The sequence below is a fragment of the Aeromonas molluscorum 848 genome, assembly GCF_000388115.1.
In the GTDB taxonomy this organism is placed as follows: domain Bacteria; phylum Pseudomonadota; class Gammaproteobacteria; order Enterobacterales; family Aeromonadaceae; genus Aeromonas; species Aeromonas molluscorum.
Genome location: NZ_AQGQ01000016.1, coordinates 1 through 16,849 on the forward strand (window position 1 = coordinate 1; position 16,849 = coordinate 16,849).

A 16,849-nucleotide genomic window follows, 5' to 3' on the forward strand; every position below is an offset into this window, starting at 1 on the left:
AAACGCGACTGTTATATTATAACTCTCACTGGCTGTAAACCCCGGAGCTGTCATGACCCAATTGGTGGAGCTCAAAGAGATCTGTCTCTCATTCGATGGACGACTCGTGCTCGACAAGGTCTCCTTTACCCTCAATAAAGGCAAAATCACCACACTTGTGGGTCCCAATGGCGCAGGCAAGAGCACCCTCAGCAAGCTGGTGCTGGGACTGCTCAAGCCAGACTCGGGGCAGATAGTGCGCAGGGGCGGCCTGCGGGTCGGTTATGTGCCACAACGACTTTATCTGGATCCGACACTGCCACTCACCGTGCGCCGCTTCCTGCAACTCGGCAAGAATGGCCGCCTCTCCATTGAGGAAGCCCTTGCCCGGGTCGGTGGCCAGAGCCTGCTCGATAACCGGATGCAAAAGCTCTCCGGCGGTGAAATGCAACGAGTGCTGCTGGCCCGCGCCTTGCTGGTCAAGCCGGAGCTCCTGGTACTGGATGAACCGGTGCAAGGGGTCGACATCAATGGTCAGATCGAGCTCTATGCCCTGATAGGCAAACTAGCGGCCGAGTTCGACTGCGCCGTGCTCATGGTCTCCCACGACTTGCATCTAGTGATGGCAAGCACCCATGAGGTGATTTGTCTGAACGGCCACATCTGTTGCCATGGAGAACCGGAAAGTGTGGCCCGCCATCCGGAATTTGCGCGCCTGTTCGGCCGACCCGAGCAGGAGGTGCTGGCCGTCTATACCCATCACCACCACTGCGATGGCCAGCATGAACATGTGGAGCCAGCTCCGCTCATCCGCCTGCCGTCGCGCAAATAAGCCGACGACAGTGCAAAGCCCGGATAAATCTTGAGCCAGACCCGGCCTGAACCTCCTTTCGCCAACCGATTGCAAGTAAGGATCTTAACGTGGACAGCTTTTTGTTATATGCCCTCGCCGCCGGTCTCGGCATCGCCCTCTTGGCCGGGCCGCTGGGCAGCTTCGTGGTATGGCGCAAGATGGCCTATTTTGGCGACACCCTCTCCCACGCCTGCCTGTTTGGCATCGCACTCGGCATCTTGCTGCAAGTGGATCTCACCCTGGCAGTGGTGGTCTGTTGCCTCGCCATGGCCATGCTGCTCGTCGTCATGAGCCGCAACCAGCAGGTCGCCACCGATACCCTGCTCGGCATCCTGGCCCACAGCGCACTCTCCCTGGGCCTGGTGACCTTGAGCTTCATGGACAATGTGCGGGTCGATCTGATGGCCTATCTGTTTGGTGATCTGCTCTCGGTCCAGCCAGTGGATCTGCTCTGGATCTACGGCGGTGGCGCACTGGTGCTGCTCACCCTGTGGCGACTCTGGGATCCCCTGCTCTCCATGACCATCTCGGAAGAGCTGGCGCGGGTGGAAGGGGTGCGGGTCGATGTGCTGCGCTGCGTGCTGATGCTGCTGATTGGCCTGGTGATCGCCGTGCCATGAAGTTCGTCGGGGCGCTGATCCATCACCTCCTTGCTGATCATCCCGGCTGCGACGGCGCGCCGTTTCAGCCAGACGCCGGAGCAGATGGCCGGATTTGCGGCACTGATTGGTTGCCTTGCCGTGTTGGGTGGTCTGAGCCTCTCCTGGTTCCAGGATACCCCGGCGGGCCCATCCGTGGTGGTCTGCGCTGCCAGCCTGTTTGTCCTCAGCCAGTTCAAGAGAGCCTGATGCGCTGACCTGCGCATCTCATCGTTAGGCTGCCATCTAGGGTGGTGGCAGGCTCTGGCAGGTTTCCAGCAACAGCCATTGACGCAGGCGGTTAATGGCGGGCTCATGGGCCCGCCCGCGCTTGCAGGTGAAGTAGAAGGCATCCCCTGTCTCCAGCTGATGCACCGGCAGACGTACCAGTTGGGGATCATCGGGTCGCACCATGTAATCATTGACGAAAGTCACTCCCTGATCCCAGGCCGCCGCCTCCATGGCCAGCAAGACATGGCTGAAATGATGCATGCGCACGCCCTCCGGCACCGTCAGCCCGCCCGCCTCGGCCCAGCGCAGCCAATCCTCCCCCCGCGACTTGTAGATGGACTGCACCGACAGCAGGGGGAGTTGCCAGATGGCATCCGGCCACTCCCCTTCCACCTGCTGCAACAACCGACGGCTGCACACCGGGAAGAGCCGCTCCTGATAGATAAGATCATGGCTATAACCACGCCCATTGGGGCAGACAGTGATGAAGCAATCGGCCACCCGATCGGAGAGTTCCGGATCCTCGGCCACCATCTCCAGGCTGAGGTCGAGCTCGGGGCACTGCTGGCGCAAACTGGCCAGACGCGGGATCAGCCACTTGACCGCAAATGAGCTGTAGACGGCGAGTCGCAGCTGCATTTGCCCCCCTCCTCTGAGCTGGGCGCTGCTCTGGGCTATCTGACCAAGCCCGGCTGCGATCCCCTCAAAATAGATCTCCCCCTGCAGCGTCAAGGACAAGAGCCGCCCCTGACGCAGCAGCAATCGCTCACCGAGGAAATCTTCGAGCAGGCGGATCTGATGGCTGACGGCACTCTGGCTGACATGGAGCTCGATGGCGGCGCGGGAGAAGCTCAACAGGCGGGCAACTACCTCGAAATATTGCACGGCACGCAGTGGGGGCAGTTTCATTATCTATAAATCTCATAGATGGTCTTTATTTATCATTTTACCAAATAGTAAGCCCACCGCTACCCTGATCCCATCAAGTCAGGAGGTGGTATGAATTCAGTATCGGCAGGCATTCTCTATCTGGTCTTCGGCAATGTGATAGCCGTCTTCTCGGACGTCCTGGTCAAGGTACTGGATCCTGATCAGCCCATCTTCCAATTCGTCTTCTTTCGCCAGGTCTCGGCGGCGCTGCTGCTCGCCCCCTGGCTGCTCTGGTCCTGGCGTCGCCACCCACCGGTCGCCCTCAAATGGCATCTGCTGCGCGCCCACATCTGGGCGGGGGGCGTCTGCCTCATGGTGATAGCCCTGACCCAGTTACCGCTGGCCACAGCCAATGCTCTCTTCTACGCAGCTCCCTTGTTGATGGTGCCGCTCGCGGTCTGGATCGCGGGGGAAGCCATGTCCCGGCAAAAAGTACTGACCGCGCTGATGGGGTTCATCGGCGTGTTGATCGTGCTGCGCCCCACCGAGGTGAACTGGGCCGCACTGGCGGCGCTCGGCGTCGCACTCTCCCTGGCCCTCAACAACCTGCTGATAAAGCGCCTCCCCCTGCAGCAGCCGATAGTCCAGACCCTCTTCTTCACCAACGTGCTGAGCATGCCCATCATCTTCGCCCTGGCCTGCTGGGATCCGACGCCCTGGCAGTGGCAGCTGCTCTGGCCCGCATTCGGCTCCTCGGCGCTGATCATGGTCTATGCGGGCCTGTGCGTGCTGGCCTATCGCAAGGCGGAGGCGAGCAAGATTGCCTCGGCCGAATACACCGGCCTGCTGGCGGCGGTTGCCATTGGCGCCTGGTTGTTCGATGAGCAACCCGGTCTGCCCCTGCTGGTTGGCTGCCTGTGCATCATCATTCCCCTGGCCGCCATGGCGCGGGGAAAAGGCAGAGCCAAGCCTCTGACTGAGCCTGCGGCCTAAACAAGAATCGAGGGGGGGTAATCACGGCCTCGGAGTCCGCTAACGAAAGGGCAACATCGAGCAGTGAGGCCAGCATCGCCGGTCCAGTTGTCAGGGAAACAGGGTAGCGACTCGGGTGCGCAACTCGGGGACGACGTCGGTCTCGAACCAGGGATTTTTGCGCAGCCAGAGGGTGTTGCGCGGAGAGGGATGGGGCAGCGGCAGCCAGGCATCGCCATAATCACGCCAATGCTGCACCGTCTCGGTCAGGCTGGCGCGACGTGCCTTGCCGAGGTAGTGCTGCTGGGCATATTGGCCGATAAGCAGGGTCAGCTCGATATGAGGCATCAGCATCAGCACCTTGTCATGCCAGGCGGGGGCGCACTCGGGACGAGGGGGCAGATCCCCCGACTTGCCGCGCCCCGGATAACAGAAGCCCATGGGCATGATGGCAACCTTCTTTTCATCATAGAAATCGGCCGGAGCCAGCCCTAGCCAGTCGCGCAGCCGCCCGCCGGAGGGGTCGTCCCAGGGGATGTCGCTGGCATGCACCCGAGTGCCTGGGGCCTGTCCTATGATGAGCAGCCGGGCTTGCTCACTGCCCCGGATCACGGGATTGGGCCCCAGCGGCAGATGAGCCTCACACTGGCGGCAGGCGCGGATCTGTTCAAATAGCGAGTCGAGTCGGTTCATGGCGAGCATGATAACAGTTGAAGGTCCTGAGCACAGCGCCCGCCAGCGTGCCATCCAGGCTCATGGATTTTGTCGCCCAGGCCGCTTGTCGGCTCCGGCATCGCGGCCTATGATGCGGCCCAAATTGTTTAATTTAATAAACGAGAAAGAATGAAAAGCTGGATGGGAACGGGCGGTGCAGCCCTGTCGTTCGCGCTCTGGGGCCTGCTGCCCCTCTATTACCAGTTCATGCCCGAGGTCAACATGTGGGAGCTGCTCTCCCACAGAGTGCTCTGGTCCGTGGTGCTGCTCGCCCTGCTGTTTGCCCTGTTCGGCCAACGGCTGCCCTGGGAAAGATTGCGCCAGGAGCCCCGCAAGCTATGCCTGATCCTGCTGGCCGGCCCCATCATGTCCGTCAGTTGGTGCATGTTCACCTGGTGCCTGACCACGGGCCAGGTGCTGGCCACCAGCCTCGCCTTCTTCATGACTCCCCTGTTCAACATCGCCTTTGCCGTGCTCTTCCTCGGTGAGCGGCTCACGCCCCAGAAACACCTGGCGGTTGCCCTGGCGCTGGCAGGGTTGGCCTACATGCTGTTCTCATACGGGCAGCTGCCCTGGTTCTCCCTCATCATGGGGGCCAACTTTGCCCTCTACGGCCTGCTCAAGAAGAAGGTACATTATGAGGCGAGCACCAGCCTCTATCTCGAATCCCTGGTGCAACTGCCCCTGGCCCTGCTGTTCATCGGATGGATCACATGGCAGGGCCAGGGCACCTTCATACAGGGGGACTGGGGGGATCGCCTGCTGCTGATGGGCAGCGCGCCCGCCACCCTGCTACCGGTTGGCCTGTTCTGCTATGCGGTGCTGCGCACCCGAATGAGCACTGTGGGCCTGCTGCAATACATAGAACCAACCCTGGCCTTCCTGCTCGCCATCTTCTGGTTCAAGGAGCTGCCGGATCCCGTCAAAATGGTGGGCTTCGCCTTCGTCTGGGCGGGCCTGCTGGTCAGTCTGCTGCCCCTGCACAAGCTGCGGCGCGGCAAACGTTACGCACCTGAATGATGTGCCATCTGTCCTTACTCCTTGCCCTGTGCCTGGCCGGGGCGATAATGAGCCCAGGCCAACCCGGGACAGATCGGGTGTCAAAGACGAGAGCACAAGATGAGTGAATCCCTTTCCCGCCCCCCTCAGCTCAGGACCACCGAGCAACAGGGCGCGCCGAGCCGCCCCGCCGGGGATGCCCCGCCCATCTGGTCCATCTATATGGTGCGAACCCGCAGTGGCAGCCTGTATACCGGGATCAGCACGGATCCTGAACGCCGTCTGACCCAGCACCAGAGCGGCACTGGGGCACGGGCGCTGCGCGGCAAGGGGCCCCTCATCCTGGCCTGGCGACAGGAGGTTGGGGAGCGCGCCGTGGCCCTGCGCCTCGAATATCGACTCAAGCAGCAGAGCAAGGCCAGCAAGGAGCGCCTTGTGCTCAACCCCGATGACTGGCAAGCCTTGGCGCAGCAGTGGTTGCTCACCTCAACCCGCAAGACCTGAGCCAGCTGCCAGTGAGAGTCTGAATCCGGTGATGGGGGCAGGGCGCAGGAGCCGGTGTCATAAAAAAGGCCACCGCAAGGGGTGGCCAAGGCAGGATAGGTGTCGCTAGCGGGAGCTTTATCGGGGCACTCTTATCCAGATACTCTTATTCACATTCCCTTATCCAGAGGCTCTGGGCAAAGGAGTGTCATCCAGACAGGCTTTAGCCCATCGCAATCAACAACGCTGGCACCATGGCTCAACGGTAACTATTGGGGCGGCCGGTGCGGCGCCGGTTGCCCAGCAACCAATAAACCACCAGACCCAGCAAAATCCAGGGAGCCAGCTTGAACACCAGGCCTATCATGCCTGCCAGGGCACCGAACAACATGAAGACCCCACTCACCACCACCATGGCCAGGACGGTGAATCCGGCCATGGCCATGACGATCAGCACCGCCAGCAAGACCAGAAATTCCAACATATATACTCCTCGCAGCCGGGCTGCTCATGGTTGTCCGGGGTCAATACCGCCAGCGGGTGATGACAGGCGGGGCTGACGGCCCCGCCTTGCTCAATCCAGCCAGCGTTTCAATTCATGGCGCGGTGGCATCAGCAGCACCGCCAGCAGATAGGCAGCCAGGGTGAAGGGGGGTAGCAGGATCAGGGCAATCAGCGCCACTATCCGCACCGTCACTCTGGAGAGCCCCAACCGATTGGCAATGCCGGCGCAGACGCCCGTCAACTTGCGATGTGCCAGGTCTTTCGGCCAGGGCGTCATGATTACACCTCCACCTTTTGGCCTTTCAGACGAGCCAGCTCACGCTCTATCTCGTCATTGAGTTCCAGCTCGCGAAATTGTGCTTCCAGAGACGGATTCTGACCCAGAGTCGCGGCTTCAAGTTGAGCCTCCAACTGATCAACCCTGCCCTGCACTCCGTCGAAGCGGGCCATCAGCTCATGCATGCGACTGCTGTCCATCTGGGCCCTGGCGCGGATCCGGCTGTGAGCCGTCTGCTCACGCAAGGCCAGCAACTTCTGCCTCTCCCGCGCCTCGGTCAGCTTGGCGCCAAGCCGCTCGCTGTCGGCACTGAGCTGGGCCAATACCTCGGCCAGCCGATCCCTGTCCTGCTCCAGCTGTGCGAGGCGCTTGGCCTCGGCCAGTTTCTCGCCAAGAGCGGCGCGGGCCAAATCTTCACGGCCCTTGCCAATGGCCAGTTCGGCCTTGGCAGCCCAACCCTGCATCTGTTGACTCAGGGCACTTTGCTGGCGTTCCAGCTGCTTTTGTTCGGCAATGAGGCGGGCGGCCTGGGTTCGCATCTCGATCTGCACCTGCTCCATCTCTTCGATCATGAGCCGCACCATCTTCTCGGGCTCCTCACTCTTGTCGAGCAAGTTGTGCAAGTTGGCGTTGATGATATCGCTGAGGCGGCTAAATACACTCATGGTCTGGCTCCTTGTCATGGGATGGGCCTGGGCCCTGGTTTCAGTCTCTAGTGCCATAACTACTACAAGAGCCATGCCAGAATATTTTTTCTTTTATTTACAGTTAGATATAAAAGTCACCTCCAAACCTCGCCGCAAAAGTTAGCATTTTTAACCAATCTAAATGGCGAAAATAACCAATAAAAAAGGGAGCCAGCGGCTCCCTTTTTTACATGATGGCACCCGATCAGGCGGCGCTATCCCGCTCGATGGCCGCATCCAGCTCGACCAGTTTGGCGCTCATCTGCTCGCGGCAGTGCTCGGCCAGCTCGCGGATCCCGGCAGCGCCATGCTCCTTGCTGCACAGGGGAGGCAACATCTCGAGACGCACCTCGCCATTGTCCCAGCGATTGAGATCTATCTGGCCGAAATAACTGGAACAGACGATGGGCACCACTGGCACCTCCGCCTGCACCGCGGTATGGAAGGCACCCGCCTTGAACGGCAGCAGGCCACGGCCCTGGGAACGGGTCCCCTCTGGGAACATCCAGATGGAGGTGCCGCGACGTTTGATGCGATCCACCACCTGGCCTATGGTGCCAATGGCACGGGAGCTGTTGGAGCGGTCGATCAGCACATTGCCCGACAGCCAGAAGATGAGGCCGAAGAAGGGCAGCCACAGCAGGCTCTTCTTGCCCACCGCCACCACGCCGGGGCGCACGGCACCGGTCACGGTGAAGATGTCGAAGTTGCTCTGATGGTTGCAGATGTAGACGGCGGGGCCGACATGCTTCACTTCATCCGGGATGGTCAAGGTCACCTTGACGCCGATCAGCGGGCAAACGGCATGGTACATGCGAGCGAAGACGTAGACATTGTTGGCATGGCCGGGACGCACCAGACAGAGCAGCAAAGCCAGGATGAACCAGACGACAAGCAGCAGGCCAAGCAGCAGAATACGGGCAAATTTGAGCATCGAACACCTCTAGACAAGATTCGGCGCAGTATACTGAGGCCGCTTTGGGTGAACAAGTGTTAGCCAAACAAAACCGGGCCGGGATGACGGCATGGCCCTGCCGCCCTGCTCCCTACCGCGCTCCACTTGTCTGTTTGACACCAAAAAAGCCTCTTACGAGGCCATAATAATCCGGGCGACTTGTATAGATAAGAGCGGCCCGTTAGGATGTGGCCCTCTTTAGACGATGGGCCCGGTATGACACAACCACAGCGCACAGCAACACGACTCCTGCTACTGGTGTGCATACTGCTGCTCAACTGCGCCGCCCAGCCTCTGCTCAAACTGGCCCAGCTCGACCAGGCACTCAGCTGTCAAATCTTGGCATCCACCGACGAAACGGGCCAGAGCCAGGAGAGCCCGCAGCCGAGCAGTTGCGAACTCAAGGGCAAGTGGCTCAGCGCCGCCCAGCTCGCCGCGTCCGAGCTTGTGTTCTTCGTCGTCGCCCTTCTTATTGCCGTGCTGGCGCCACTGTGGCGCTATAGTCCCCCCCTGCCCCCGCCCCGGGAAGGCAGAGCACCCAAACTCCGATTACACCTCCAGCTGTGTGTGCTGCGCGAATGAGTTATCCGCCACTTTAGACGGATCCCAACTTATTTATTGCGAGACACATCAATGACTAGATTGATCAAAACGGCGCTGCTGCTGGTCTGCCTTGGCTGGCAGGCGATGGCTATCGCCGCTGATAGCGGCTGGCTGACCAGCGCGCAAAACGACCATGCCCGTGTACGGCTGCAAGGGGATTTCAGCAACCCGGTCCAGAGCCGCCTGTTGCTCGAGGTCGAACTCGAATCCGGCTGGAAGAGTTATTGGCGCAGCCCGGGGCAGGGGGGCATAGCACCCCAGATCCTCTGGCAACACGAAGCACCAACCCAGGTCCAATGGCACTGGCCGACCCCAAAGCGTTTCGAGGTCGCCGGGCTCAGCACCCAGGGTTACCAGGGGGACGTCCGCTTCCCCATGACCCTGAATGCGCCGAAAGGCAGCACCTTGAGCGGCATACTGCGCCTCTCCACCTGCAGCAATGTCTGCATACTGACCGACTTCCCCTTCCAGCTGGTACTTGCTGACGCAGCCCCTGCGGGCTTTGACTTTGCTTATGCCCAAGCCATGAGCACCCTGCCCCAGGCGATGGCGAGCGACATCCAGCTAACGGCCGGGTATGGCGCCAATGAGTTGCAACTGGTTGCCGAGCGCCCCCAGGGCTGGCAGCAGCCGGCCATCTTCCTCGACGGTCAGGCAGAGGCCGAGTTTGGCGAGCCCAAGCTGCGGGTCGAAGGCCAGCGCCTGGTGGCCCGCATTCCGGTCAGCGATGGCTGGCAAGGGGATGCCCCGGATCTCAAAGGGAGACTACAGGGCTTACTGCTGGTCGATGGCGAGCAAGCCTGGCAGGGAGAGACGTCCATCAATGCCCCCCTGGCGCTGCCAGCGGCCGGGTCTGACAGTGGTCACTCGCTACTCTGGCTGATCGGCACCGCGCTGCTCGGTGGCCTCATTCTTAATCTGATGCCCTGCGTACTGCCGGTGCTGGCCCTCAAGTTGGGTTCCATCCTGCAACTGGAGACGCGAGCACGTCGTCCCATCCGTCTGCAGTTTCTGGCCGCCAGTGCCGGGATCCTGGTCTCCTTCTGGGCATTGGCCCTCATGAGCACCTTGCTGCGCGCCACCCAGGGTGCCGTCGGCTGGGGTATCCAGTTCCAGAGTGTCTGGTTTATCGGCTTCATGGTGATGGTCACCCTGCTGTTTTGCGCCAACTTACTGGGATTGTTCGAGTTTCGCCTGCCAAGCCGCCTCAGTACCCGACTCGCCACCACGGGTGACAACAGCCTCGGCGGCCACTTCCTGCAGGGCAGCTTTGCCACCCTGCTGGCAACCCCTTGTTCGGCGCCCTTCCTCGGCACTGCGGTCGCCTTTGCTCTCGGGGCGCCCCTGGGTCAGCTCTGGCTCATCTTCACCGCCCTGGGTATCGGCATGAGCCTGCCCTGGCTCGCCATCGCCGTCTGGCCCAGCCTCGCACTCTGGCTGCCAAAACCCGGCCCCTGGATGGGGCGACTGCGCATGCTGCTCGGCCTGATGATGCTGGGTTCCAGCCTCTGGCTGCTGAGCCTGCTCTCTGCCCACCTCGGCAGCCTGACCACCGGCTGGCTGATGGCCGCTGTGCTGCTGGCACTGCTGGTCGCCATCGGTTGGCGCCATGGCGTGCGTGGCTTCACCCTGACCCTGGCGCTCTCTGCCCTGATTGGTGGCGCCCTGCTGCTCGGCGGCGCCCTCACGGCGCCAAATACCCCCCAGAGGGAGACGGTGCAGTGGTTACCCCTGTCGGAATCGGCGCTGCAACAGGCTCTGACCGATAACAAGCGGGTCTTCATTGATGTCACCGCAGACTGGTGTGTGACCTGTAAGGCCAATAAATACAATGTGTTGCTACGAGATGAGGTGCAAAGCGCCCTCTCGGCACCGGATGTGGTTGCCCTGCGGGGTGACTGGACCCGGCCCAACGACAGCCTGGCCGCCTTCCTGCGCGCCCGAGGCGCCGTGGCCGTGCCCTTCAACCAGATTTACGGCCCCGGCCTGCCCAAGGGAGAGGTGCTCTCCCCCTTGCTCGACAAAGCCGATCTGCTCACCACCTTGCACAAGGCTGGCACTACTCGCTTCTAAGGAAAACTTGATGAAACCGACCCTGATCACCCTGACCCTGCTCGGCGCCCTGTCCACCCTGGCCCCCAGCCTGCATGCCGCCCCCTTCACCCCGGAGCAGGAGGCCCGTATCAAGGAGCTGATCCGCGAGACGCTGGTGGCCAACCCGAAGATCCTCGATGAGGCGGCCGACGCCTGGGAGAAGCAGAACACGGCGGATCAAGCCGCCCAGCTTGGCAACATCATAATAAGCAACCAGCAAGCGCTGTTCATGAGCCCCACCAGCCCGCGCCTGGGGGCCAAGCATCCCAAGCTGACCCTGATCTCCTTCACCGATTACAACTGCCCTTACTGCAAACAGTTCGATCCGCACCTGACCCGTCTGCTCAAGGAGCATCCGGATCTCGGTCTGGTGATCAAGCTGCTGCCCTTCAAGGGGCAAACGTCCGCCAAAGCGGCCCAGTACAGCCTGACCCTGTGGCAACAGGATCCGGCTCGCTTCCTCCCACTCCATGAAAAGTTGATGAGCAAGCAGGGCATGTTGACCGAGACGGACATCAACAAGGCGCTGGCCGCCACCGGCAATGTGGCTCTCAAACCAGAAGACAAGGCGACCGAGGAGCTGCGCACCAGCCTGCGCCTGGGCACCTTGCTCGGCGTGCAGGGCACACCGGCCACCCTGATTGGCAGCCAGCTGGTGCCGGGAGCCATCTCCTATGACGAACTCGAGCGCCTGGTGAAGGCCGAGTTGGCCAAACAGAGCTGATCGCGGATGCTGCGCTCGGAGAGCGCGGCATCCGGCACTTGGCTCGGCATGCAAGGCGCTCTCTATACAAGACGACCAAGGTTGAGGAGAGCGCATCTCCCAGCAAGCGCTGCAGCGCCCCTTGTTGCCGAGCTGACCAAACAGGAAGAAGAGACACCATGACAGACGCTGTGAAAAAGAGGGCACGCTGGCGGCGTTGGGGCAAAGAGGCGCTCTGGCTGCTGTTGTTTGCCGTTATCATCTCCACCGCGCTGGACTTCTGGCGCGGCCCGGCCCTGCCAGAAGGGAGCCCACTGCCAACGCTGATATTGAGCGATGGCAGTCACGCCGATCTGCTGACCCTTAGCCGGGACAAGCCGCTGCTGGTCTACTACTGGGCAAGCTGGTGCGGCGTGTGCCGCTTCACCACCCCGACGGTGGAGCAGATGTGGCAAGAGGGTGACAATGTGCTGACGGTGGCACTGCGCTCGGGCAACGATGAGCAGCTGCGCCGCGGTATGACCAAGAAGGGACTGAGCTTCCCGACCCATAACGACGAGCAGGGCACACTCGCCGCCCGTTGGCAGGTCGGCGTCACCCCCAGCTTCCTGATCCTCAAGGATGGCAAGGTGGTCGGCACCACCACCGGCTGGAGCAGTCGCTGGGGATTGAAGCTCCGGCTGCTGTGGGCAAGCTGGTAATCCAATAAGAAGGAGCCCGGTGATGAGCCGGGCTCTTTTTAAATTGGCATCGGCACCGTCTCCGTTATTGCGCCGCAGGCATGGCCCCAGCGCCTAGCCTGGCTTTGGCGTTGGCCCGTTCGGTTTCATCGCTCACGCCATCACCGTTCTGATCCAGACGGGTAAAGAGGGTTTCATGACGCGCCATGAACTGTTCCTTGGTGATGTCTTGCATGGGTTGTCTCTTGCCCACGCGCCCCGGCATGACCTTGCCTGAGTGCTTCATCCTATCTTGCATCCTGACCATAGCAGCCTCCCTTTCGGCAACCGACAAGATGCCATCACCATTGCTGTCCTGGCGGGTGAAACGCTGCCCGGCTCTGTCCATGAACTGGGCCTTGGTGAGGTCCCCCTTGATAAGCACCAGGGGCTCATCGAAGAACTCATCGGCGACGACGGCGAGGCCGCCCAGCAAAGCCAGAGGCAGAAGATAAAGTTTGAACATGGCTGTTTATTCCTTTTGATGGCCTCGGTCTTGCCGAGTCCTGATGAGGATCGCCAGGGCAGGCCCCTTGTCACATGCACACCCGGTCCAGCGATGTGGCACCGGGGCGAATGCACTATCCACCCGCCACAGGTACCCTCTGTCAGGGTAGTCCCCATGGCGGGATGCCCCTCCCGGGTGCTGCCGGACCGGAATATAGAGGACCGATACCAGCTCACGGCAAACTCATTTGGCGGATCACATCCTATTCATGGCAGAGCGGCGCTATTTCCGTTAAAATGACGGGTTTTTCGCCGTACCTGGTTTTCTCCGCCCAACCAGGGCCAGCATTGTGACTTCTCTGTTGCCAGTGAGGCAGGATCTGCCATGAACAACTACTTTCGGGTGCTGGGTGTAAAATCCAACGCCAACGAAAACGACATCAAAAAAGCCTATCGACGACTGTCGAACCAGTATCACCCCGACAAGCTGCTCGGGGCCACCGAAGAAGAACAAGCGCGCGCAGCCGTCTTGCTGCAACAGGTGAAACAGGCCTACGAGGTTCTTTCGGACCCCAAGAAAAAGGCCGCCTTCATCAAGGACTTTAACAACGTCATTGTGACCGACCCGACCTCTGCCATGCAGGAGTTATGGGATCAATTCTATCCCTGAGGCTGTATGAAAAAGACATTGGATCTGGCGCGTATCAAGGCGCTGATGAGTGACGCCAGCGAGAACATCGAATCCTACCGTGATGTGGACCAGCCCAAGGCGCTGGAACAATTCACCGGCAAGATGAAAGCGCTACTGCTGGCCGACATGAGCATGCTGGAGTTCATGCCCGAATACCTGCCGCTGGCCCTCTATGGCCGGGTGCAGTTTTCTGTCCAGGCCAAGCCGGCCTGGCGCAACTGGATCGGCCAAGGCGAGCAGCCCAGCTGGGACGAATTCAAGACGTCCGTGGCCTTCAACAACGCCGACCTGCCCCTGGTCAAGGCAGTGCGAGCCCAGAGCGAAGATACCCTTATCGAAGCCTGCGCCGTGCTCTATCTGCTGGACAATCCCCTGCCCCGCGGCGCCCGTGATGACGACTACGCCATGCCCCGCGATGAAGACGAGGACGAGGGAGAAAACGCCGACGCTGACTACGACGGCGGCGAGGATGAAGAAGGCGAGCAGGATATGTACAACGAAGTGCGTTTCTAATTTGAAGCAACTTGGGGTAAAGAATGAATAGTCTGATTGAAATTGCCGCCATCGAGATCAAAGAACTGGCCGTGATCGAGCCCAAGCAGGCCAGCGAGAAATTCGAGCTGATCGCCATGACAATGTCCGACGATCAGTTGGCTGAAGTCATTGAAAATATTGATATCGTCACCCTGACCCAGATCAACGGCCAGCATGACATTTCCTTCCCGTCCATCATCTCCGAGCTGATGACTCCGGAGCGGATCCGCGACATCGTCTGCCAGCAGCCGCTCTACTGGGAAGAGGCCATCAAGAACAATGCCGAAGAGCTGCAACAGCACACCTTCGACTTCCTCAACTACCTGATCCGCACCCAGGAGAGCGAGGCCAAGCAGCGCGAGATCCTGGAGTGCATCGCCGAGGATCCGGCTGGCCTCTTCTACCTCGCCATCCCCTTCATCGAGTTCTATCGCGGTGAGCAGCTTGACGACGAGGATGGGGTGCCGGATCTGCTGCACGCCGAAGAAGAAGATCTGGAAGAGGCGCTCTCCTACAGCGATCGTCAGCTGAGCGAGAATGCCCATGACTACTCCCTCGACGATCCGCGCAGCTTGCTGATGCTGATCCGCCAGCAGGCTCCCGAGGTGGAGCAGGCCATCAAAGCCCTGCTACGCAACGAGAACAGCAGCTGGGATGGCATCATCAACAAGTTTGCCGCCGAGCTGGTGATGCAGGCCAAAGACAAGAACCAGGTCAGCGACGAGTACAGCGAAGTGGACGACATGTTCAGCTTTCTGGATTAAGGGGCGCTTCGATGTCACAGGTAACGCAGCTAGTCATACGCGAGTCCAATCAGGGCCCCTTCCTCAGTCAGGTGCTGCGTTTTGGCACTGACAGTGAACGCTTGAGCACCCAGCAGCTGGCCGCCATCAAAGGCAAGGCCGTGTTGATGAGCCTGAAGTTCGCCGACAAGTACTACAACAAGTACAAGATGCATCTGCTGGAACAAGCCGCCCACGATGTCATTGGCGTGGTCAGCCTGGGGTTGCAGGAGCTCTCCCAGCGGGACGCCGCCAAGGCACTGGCCCTGCTACAAGCACCGGAAGGCCCCATCAAGCCGTTCCAGAAGGGCTGGTCCATGCTGATCTCGGTCAGTCCCAAGCCGCTGGGCAGCAACAACCTCTTTGGCGACGTGGATGCCCGTCTGCTCGATAAAATATCCAGCCCGCCGGATGTGGAAGAGTGGCAAGGGTGGCAGGAGTACGAGAAGGCGCTGGTGGAGCATAACAAGGCCCGCCTGATGAGCCTGATTGATCAACACTTCTTCGCCTGCGAGAACGATCACCCCACCATGGAAGACAAGCTGGCCGAAGCCCTGCTCTACCGCATCCTCTGTGGCCAGGGCAGCGGCACGGCGCCATTGAAGGTGAAGCAGGATCTCAAACGCCGTCTGGCGCGAGACATCGTGCTGCAAGAGGCCTGGTATGATACCGACTATCTGGCCGCCCAGCTGGATCTGATGCTGACCGAGCTGCCGGGCGAGTTGATCGCCGGCCTGCGCCAGGAGCTCAGCCGGGGTTTTGTCAGCAACCTGCTGCACACACTGGGTTTTGTGCGCCAATACCAGCAGTTGCAGCAAGAGGGGGCCTCGCCGGAGAAGCTCGACAACATGGAGATGCGTGCCGGTCTCAAGCATCCCCTGCTCGGCTGGCCCCTCTACCACGACTTCTAGTGACTGGTTGTGCCTTAGCCTGCTCCAACGCCCGGCCCGCCGGGTGTTGTCATATCTGCATCAAGCCATCCGAAAAAGGCCGGGATACGTTTTGGCCATAAAAAGGTCGCCCTATAAGCGCTAGCGTACAGACGCCCCTGCTTACGCGAGGGAAGCTGGTGTCATCACCCGAAGGGCGAGTGCCCGGCCGATACCCGCTCCCAGGTCAGGGGCATCCGCGATGTCCGCCAACGCCGCCATCAAGCAACCACTATCCGGGCTGATGCGTTGGGGGATAGGCAACCACCTCAGGGCAGCTTGCCCAATAGACCTGACATACGAAAAGCATCAAGAGGTAACCCCATGAACAAGATCCATGGTTTGGCACTAGGGGCTGTGGCAACGGCCCTGCTGATTAGTCTGACGGCTTGCTCCGGCATGTCGCAACAGGACAAGAGTACCGCAGTGGGGGCCGGTATCGGTGCCGTCGGCGGCTCGGTACTGACCGGCGGCAGTGCGGCTGGCGCCATTGGCGGTGCCGTCGTCGGTGGCGTCATTGGCCACGAAATCAAAAAGTAACCTCCTCTGCCCACATATCATCCAGCGCCCGGCTCGCCGGGCGTTGTCATCGCTGCAGACGGCAGCAATCCCTTCTCGCCTTCACCAAGCTCCCTTGCTCAGACTACCTCCTAAGCGTCATTGGCCCACAATTTGTAAGGGATATAATGCCCCCCCATACCCGCAGCAGGGAAGCAAGTCGTGAGCAGAAAACCCGACCGTATTACCGCGATGCAGCAGATCATCGACGCCGTGAAGGCGGAATTTCCGATCTATCAACCGGATACCTTCAAATGCGGGCCAGACAATAGCTGCATCGGCTGCCCCAAGAAGCTGATGGAGCTGGTCGACACTGACTTATCCTATTGGCAATATCAGATAGGTCGCGGTATCGCGCCCAGCTTCGACGAGATTTATCGCTTCGGCAAGATGTGCAAAAACATCCGTCGAGCACTGGTGAAAAGTGGCCGCATTCCCGCCTGATGCTTTATAAAAATCTGCACAATTTGAATGTTGCAGATCTCTTCATCTGCCAGAACAAGGGATAACCTTGTTCGCTAAGGCGCCGTTGATTGTTTGCAATGAAACAGGCTGGCCGCTGGTCTAGGATGACAGCTCTCTTAGGCTGACCGAGCTGATCCCACATCACAATTCAGGAGGAAACATC

21 protein-coding genes and 1 pseudogene are annotated in these 16,849 nt (G+C 60.4%); 15 read left to right on the forward strand and 7 right to left on the reverse strand.

Annotated elements, in window-relative coordinates; genetic code table 11:
- The first annotated feature begins 52 nt into the window (after positions 1-52).
- Both znuC and znuB read left to right on the forward strand, forming a co-directional pair.
- On the forward strand, positions 53-811 hold the full coding sequence (gene znuC / locus G113_RS04390; protein ID WP_005894208.1) for a zinc ABC transporter ATP-binding protein ZnuC: 759 nt from the start codon (positions 53-55) through the stop codon (positions 809-811).
- A gap of 89 nt (positions 812-900) precedes the next feature.
- A pseudogene (znuB, locus tag G113_RS04395) lies at positions 901-1,680 on the forward strand (zinc ABC transporter permease subunit ZnuB).
- A 36-nt stretch (positions 1,681-1,716) separates the two neighbouring features.
- On the opposite strand, the gene G113_RS04400 reads toward znuB, so the two are convergent.
- Positions 1,717-2,610 carry a LysR substrate-binding domain-containing protein gene (locus tag G113_RS04400; protein ID WP_005894210.1) on the reverse strand — a complete coding sequence of 298 codons (894 nt, stop codon included), beginning with the start codon at positions 2,608-2,610 and terminating at the stop codon, positions 1,717-1,719.
- A 90-nt stretch (positions 2,611-2,700) separates the two neighbouring features.
- Between G113_RS04400 and G113_RS04405 the strand changes: the two genes are divergently transcribed.
- The gene (locus tag G113_RS04405; RefSeq protein WP_005894212.1) at positions 2,701-3,564 is read left to right on the forward strand and encodes a DMT family transporter; all 864 of its coding nucleotides are present in this window, start codon (positions 2,701-2,703) and stop codon (positions 3,562-3,564) included.
- A gap of 90 nt (positions 3,565-3,654) precedes the next feature.
- Here the strand turns inward: G113_RS04405 and G113_RS04410 are convergent, their stop codons facing one another.
- Positions 3,655-4,236, reverse strand: a complete 582-nt coding sequence (locus tag G113_RS04410) for a uracil-DNA glycosylase family protein (RefSeq protein ID WP_040318909.1) — start codon at positions 4,234-4,236, stop codon at positions 3,655-3,657.
- 150 nt (positions 4,237-4,386) lie between these two features.
- Here G113_RS04410 and rarD point away from each other — a divergent pair, with 150 nt between their 5' ends.
- Both rarD and G113_RS04420 read left to right on the forward strand, forming a co-directional pair.
- Positions 4,387-5,277 carry an EamA family transporter RarD gene (gene rarD / locus G113_RS04415; RefSeq protein WP_040318905.1) on the forward strand — a complete coding sequence of 297 codons (891 nt, stop codon included), beginning with the start codon at positions 4,387-4,389 and terminating at the stop codon, positions 5,275-5,277.
- Between the two features lie 99 nt (positions 5,278-5,376).
- The gene (locus G113_RS04420) at positions 5,377-5,760 is read left to right on the forward strand and encodes a GIY-YIG nuclease family protein (protein ID WP_005894218.1); all 384 of its coding nucleotides are present in this window, start codon (positions 5,377-5,379) and stop codon (positions 5,758-5,760) included.
- Positions 5,761-5,998: 238 nt separating this feature from the next.
- Here G113_RS04420 and pspG read toward each other — a convergent pair whose 3' ends face one another.
- From pspG to G113_RS04440, 4 genes are all read right to left on the reverse strand, one after another.
- Positions 5,999-6,223 carry an envelope stress response protein PspG gene (pspG, locus tag G113_RS04425; RefSeq protein ID WP_005894219.1) on the reverse strand — a complete coding sequence of 75 codons (225 nt, stop codon included), beginning with the start codon at positions 6,221-6,223 and terminating at the stop codon, positions 5,999-6,001.
- A gap of 90 nt (positions 6,224-6,313) precedes the next feature.
- Positions 6,314-6,520, reverse strand: coding sequence for a PspC domain-containing protein (locus G113_RS04430; protein ID WP_005894220.1), 207 nt, complete (start codon positions 6,518-6,520; stop codon positions 6,314-6,316).
- Between the two features lie 2 nt (positions 6,521-6,522).
- The gene (gene pspA / locus G113_RS04435; RefSeq protein ID WP_005894222.1) at positions 6,523-7,185 is read right to left on the reverse strand and encodes a phage shock protein PspA; all 663 of its coding nucleotides are present in this window, start codon (positions 7,183-7,185) and stop codon (positions 6,523-6,525) included.
- A gap of 226 nt (positions 7,186-7,411) precedes the next feature.
- Positions 7,412-8,140, reverse strand: coding sequence for a 1-acylglycerol-3-phosphate O-acyltransferase (locus tag G113_RS04440; RefSeq protein WP_005894223.1), 729 nt, complete (start codon positions 8,138-8,140; stop codon positions 7,412-7,414).
- A gap of 237 nt (positions 8,141-8,377) precedes the next feature.
- Between G113_RS04440 and G113_RS04445 the strand changes: the two genes are divergently transcribed.
- The 4 genes from G113_RS04445 to G113_RS04460 all read left to right on the forward strand — a co-directional run bounded on the left by G113_RS04445 (position 8,378) and on the right by G113_RS04460 (position 12,262).
- Positions 8,378-8,743: a hypothetical protein gene (locus G113_RS04445; RefSeq protein ID WP_040318906.1), complete on the forward strand. Its 366-nt coding sequence runs from the start codon at positions 8,378-8,380 to the stop codon at positions 8,741-8,743.
- 51 nt (positions 8,744-8,794) lie between these two features.
- Positions 8,795-10,837, forward strand: coding sequence for a protein-disulfide reductase DsbD family protein (locus G113_RS04450; protein WP_040318907.1), 2,043 nt, complete (start codon positions 8,795-8,797; stop codon positions 10,835-10,837).
- 10 nt (positions 10,838-10,847) lie between these two features.
- Entirely contained in the window at positions 10,848-11,582 is a 735-nt protein-coding gene (locus G113_RS04455; RefSeq protein WP_005894227.1) for a DsbA family protein, read from the forward strand.
- Between the two features lie 158 nt (positions 11,583-11,740).
- Entirely contained in the window at positions 11,741-12,262 is a 522-nt protein-coding gene (locus G113_RS04460; RefSeq protein ID WP_005894228.1) for a protein disulfide oxidoreductase, read from the forward strand.
- Positions 12,263-12,326: 64 nt separating this feature from the next.
- Here G113_RS04460 and G113_RS04465 read toward each other — a convergent pair whose 3' ends face one another.
- Positions 12,327-12,746, reverse strand: coding sequence for an EF-hand domain-containing protein (locus G113_RS04465; protein ID WP_005894229.1), 420 nt, complete (start codon positions 12,744-12,746; stop codon positions 12,327-12,329).
- Positions 12,747-13,112: 366 nt separating this feature from the next.
- Here G113_RS04465 and atcJ point away from each other — a divergent pair, with 366 nt between their 5' ends.
- The 6 genes from atcJ (at position 13,113) to G113_RS04495 (ending at position 16,665) form a co-directional block, all read left to right on the forward strand.
- Positions 13,113-13,397 carry a cold adaptation protein ActJcold adaptation protein ActJ gene (gene atcJ, locus G113_RS04470; protein ID WP_005894231.1) on the forward strand — a complete coding sequence of 95 codons (285 nt, stop codon included), beginning with the start codon at positions 13,113-13,115 and terminating at the stop codon, positions 13,395-13,397.
- Between the two features lie 6 nt (positions 13,398-13,403).
- On the forward strand, positions 13,404-13,931 hold the full coding sequence (gene atcA, locus G113_RS04475; protein WP_005894232.1) for a cold adaptation protein AtcA: 528 nt from the start codon (positions 13,404-13,406) through the stop codon (positions 13,929-13,931).
- Positions 13,932-13,954: 23 nt separating this feature from the next.
- A complete protein-coding gene (gene atcB / locus G113_RS04480) occupies positions 13,955-14,716 on the forward strand; it encodes a cold adaptation protein AtcB (RefSeq protein WP_005894233.1) in 762 nt (253 codons plus the stop codon).
- 11 nt (positions 14,717-14,727) lie between these two features.
- Positions 14,728-15,645: a cold adaptation protein AtcC gene (gene atcC, locus G113_RS04485; protein ID WP_005894234.1), complete on the forward strand. Its 918-nt coding sequence runs from the start codon at positions 14,728-14,730 to the stop codon at positions 15,643-15,645.
- A gap of 342 nt (positions 15,646-15,987) precedes the next feature.
- Positions 15,988-16,203 carry a glycine zipper 2TM domain-containing protein gene (locus G113_RS04490; RefSeq protein WP_005894235.1) on the forward strand — a complete coding sequence of 72 codons (216 nt, stop codon included), beginning with the start codon at positions 15,988-15,990 and terminating at the stop codon, positions 16,201-16,203.
- A gap of 210 nt (positions 16,204-16,413) precedes the next feature.
- Positions 16,414-16,665: a hypothetical protein gene (locus G113_RS04495; RefSeq protein WP_005894236.1), complete on the forward strand. Its 252-nt coding sequence runs from the start codon at positions 16,414-16,416 to the stop codon at positions 16,663-16,665.
- Positions 16,666-16,849: the final 184 nt, after the last annotated feature.

Bases quoted from the DNA above. Each gene is read 5' to 3' on its own strand.
- G113_RS04400 (WP_005894210.1), bottom strand. From the start codon at position 2,610: ATGAAACTGCCCCCACTGCGTGCCGTGCAATATTTCGAGGTAGTTGCC.
- G113_RS04440 (WP_005894223.1), bottom strand. From the start codon at position 8,140: ATGCTCAAATTTGCCCGTATTCTGCTGCTTGGCCTGCTGCTTGTCGTC.
- atcC (WP_005894234.1), top strand. From the start codon at position 14,728: ATGTCACAGGTAACGCAGCTAGTCATACGCGAGTCCAATCAGGGCCCC.
- G113_RS04430 (WP_005894220.1), bottom strand. From the start codon at position 6,520: ATGACGCCCTGGCCGAAAGACCTGGCACATCGCAAGTTGACGGGCGTC.
- pspA (WP_005894222.1), bottom strand. From the start codon at position 7,185: ATGAGTGTATTTAGCCGCCTCAGCGATATCATCAACGCCAACTTGCAC.
- G113_RS04405 (WP_005894212.1), top strand. From the start codon at position 2,701: ATGAATTCAGTATCGGCAGGCATTCTCTATCTGGTCTTCGGCAATGTG.
- G113_RS04495 (WP_005894236.1), top strand. From the start codon at position 16,414: ATGCAGCAGATCATCGACGCCGTGAAGGCGGAATTTCCGATCTATCAA.
- G113_RS04465 (WP_005894229.1), bottom strand. From the start codon at position 12,746: ATGTTCAAACTTTATCTTCTGCCTCTGGCTTTGCTGGGCGGCCTCGCC.
- pspG (WP_005894219.1), bottom strand. From the start codon at position 6,223: ATGTTGGAATTTCTGGTCTTGCTGGCGGTGCTGATCGTCATGGCCATG.
- atcB (WP_005894233.1), top strand. From the start codon at position 13,955: ATGAATAGTCTGATTGAAATTGCCGCCATCGAGATCAAAGAACTGGCC.
- G113_RS04455 (WP_005894227.1), top strand. From the start codon at position 10,848: ATGAAACCGACCCTGATCACCCTGACCCTGCTCGGCGCCCTGTCCACC.
- G113_RS04410 (WP_040318909.1), bottom strand. From the start codon at position 4,236: ATGAACCGACTCGACTCGCTATTTGAACAGATCCGCGCCTGCCGCCAG.
- G113_RS04490 (WP_005894235.1), top strand. From the start codon at position 15,988: ATGAACAAGATCCATGGTTTGGCACTAGGGGCTGTGGCAACGGCCCTG.
- G113_RS04450 (WP_040318907.1), top strand. From the start codon at position 8,795: ATGACTAGATTGATCAAAACGGCGCTGCTGCTGGTCTGCCTTGGCTGG.
- G113_RS04445 (WP_040318906.1), top strand. From the start codon at position 8,378: ATGACACAACCACAGCGCACAGCAACACGACTCCTGCTACTGGTGTGC.
- rarD (WP_040318905.1), top strand. From the start codon at position 4,387: ATGAAAAGCTGGATGGGAACGGGCGGTGCAGCCCTGTCGTTCGCGCTC.
- znuC (WP_005894208.1), top strand. From the start codon at position 53: ATGACCCAATTGGTGGAGCTCAAAGAGATCTGTCTCTCATTCGATGGA.
- G113_RS04460 (WP_005894228.1), top strand. From the start codon at position 11,741: ATGACAGACGCTGTGAAAAAGAGGGCACGCTGGCGGCGTTGGGGCAAA.
- G113_RS04420 (WP_005894218.1), top strand. From the start codon at position 5,377: ATGAGTGAATCCCTTTCCCGCCCCCCTCAGCTCAGGACCACCGAGCAA.
- atcJ (WP_005894231.1), top strand. From the start codon at position 13,113: ATGAACAACTACTTTCGGGTGCTGGGTGTAAAATCCAACGCCAACGAA.
- atcA (WP_005894232.1), top strand. From the start codon at position 13,404: ATGAAAAAGACATTGGATCTGGCGCGTATCAAGGCGCTGATGAGTGAC.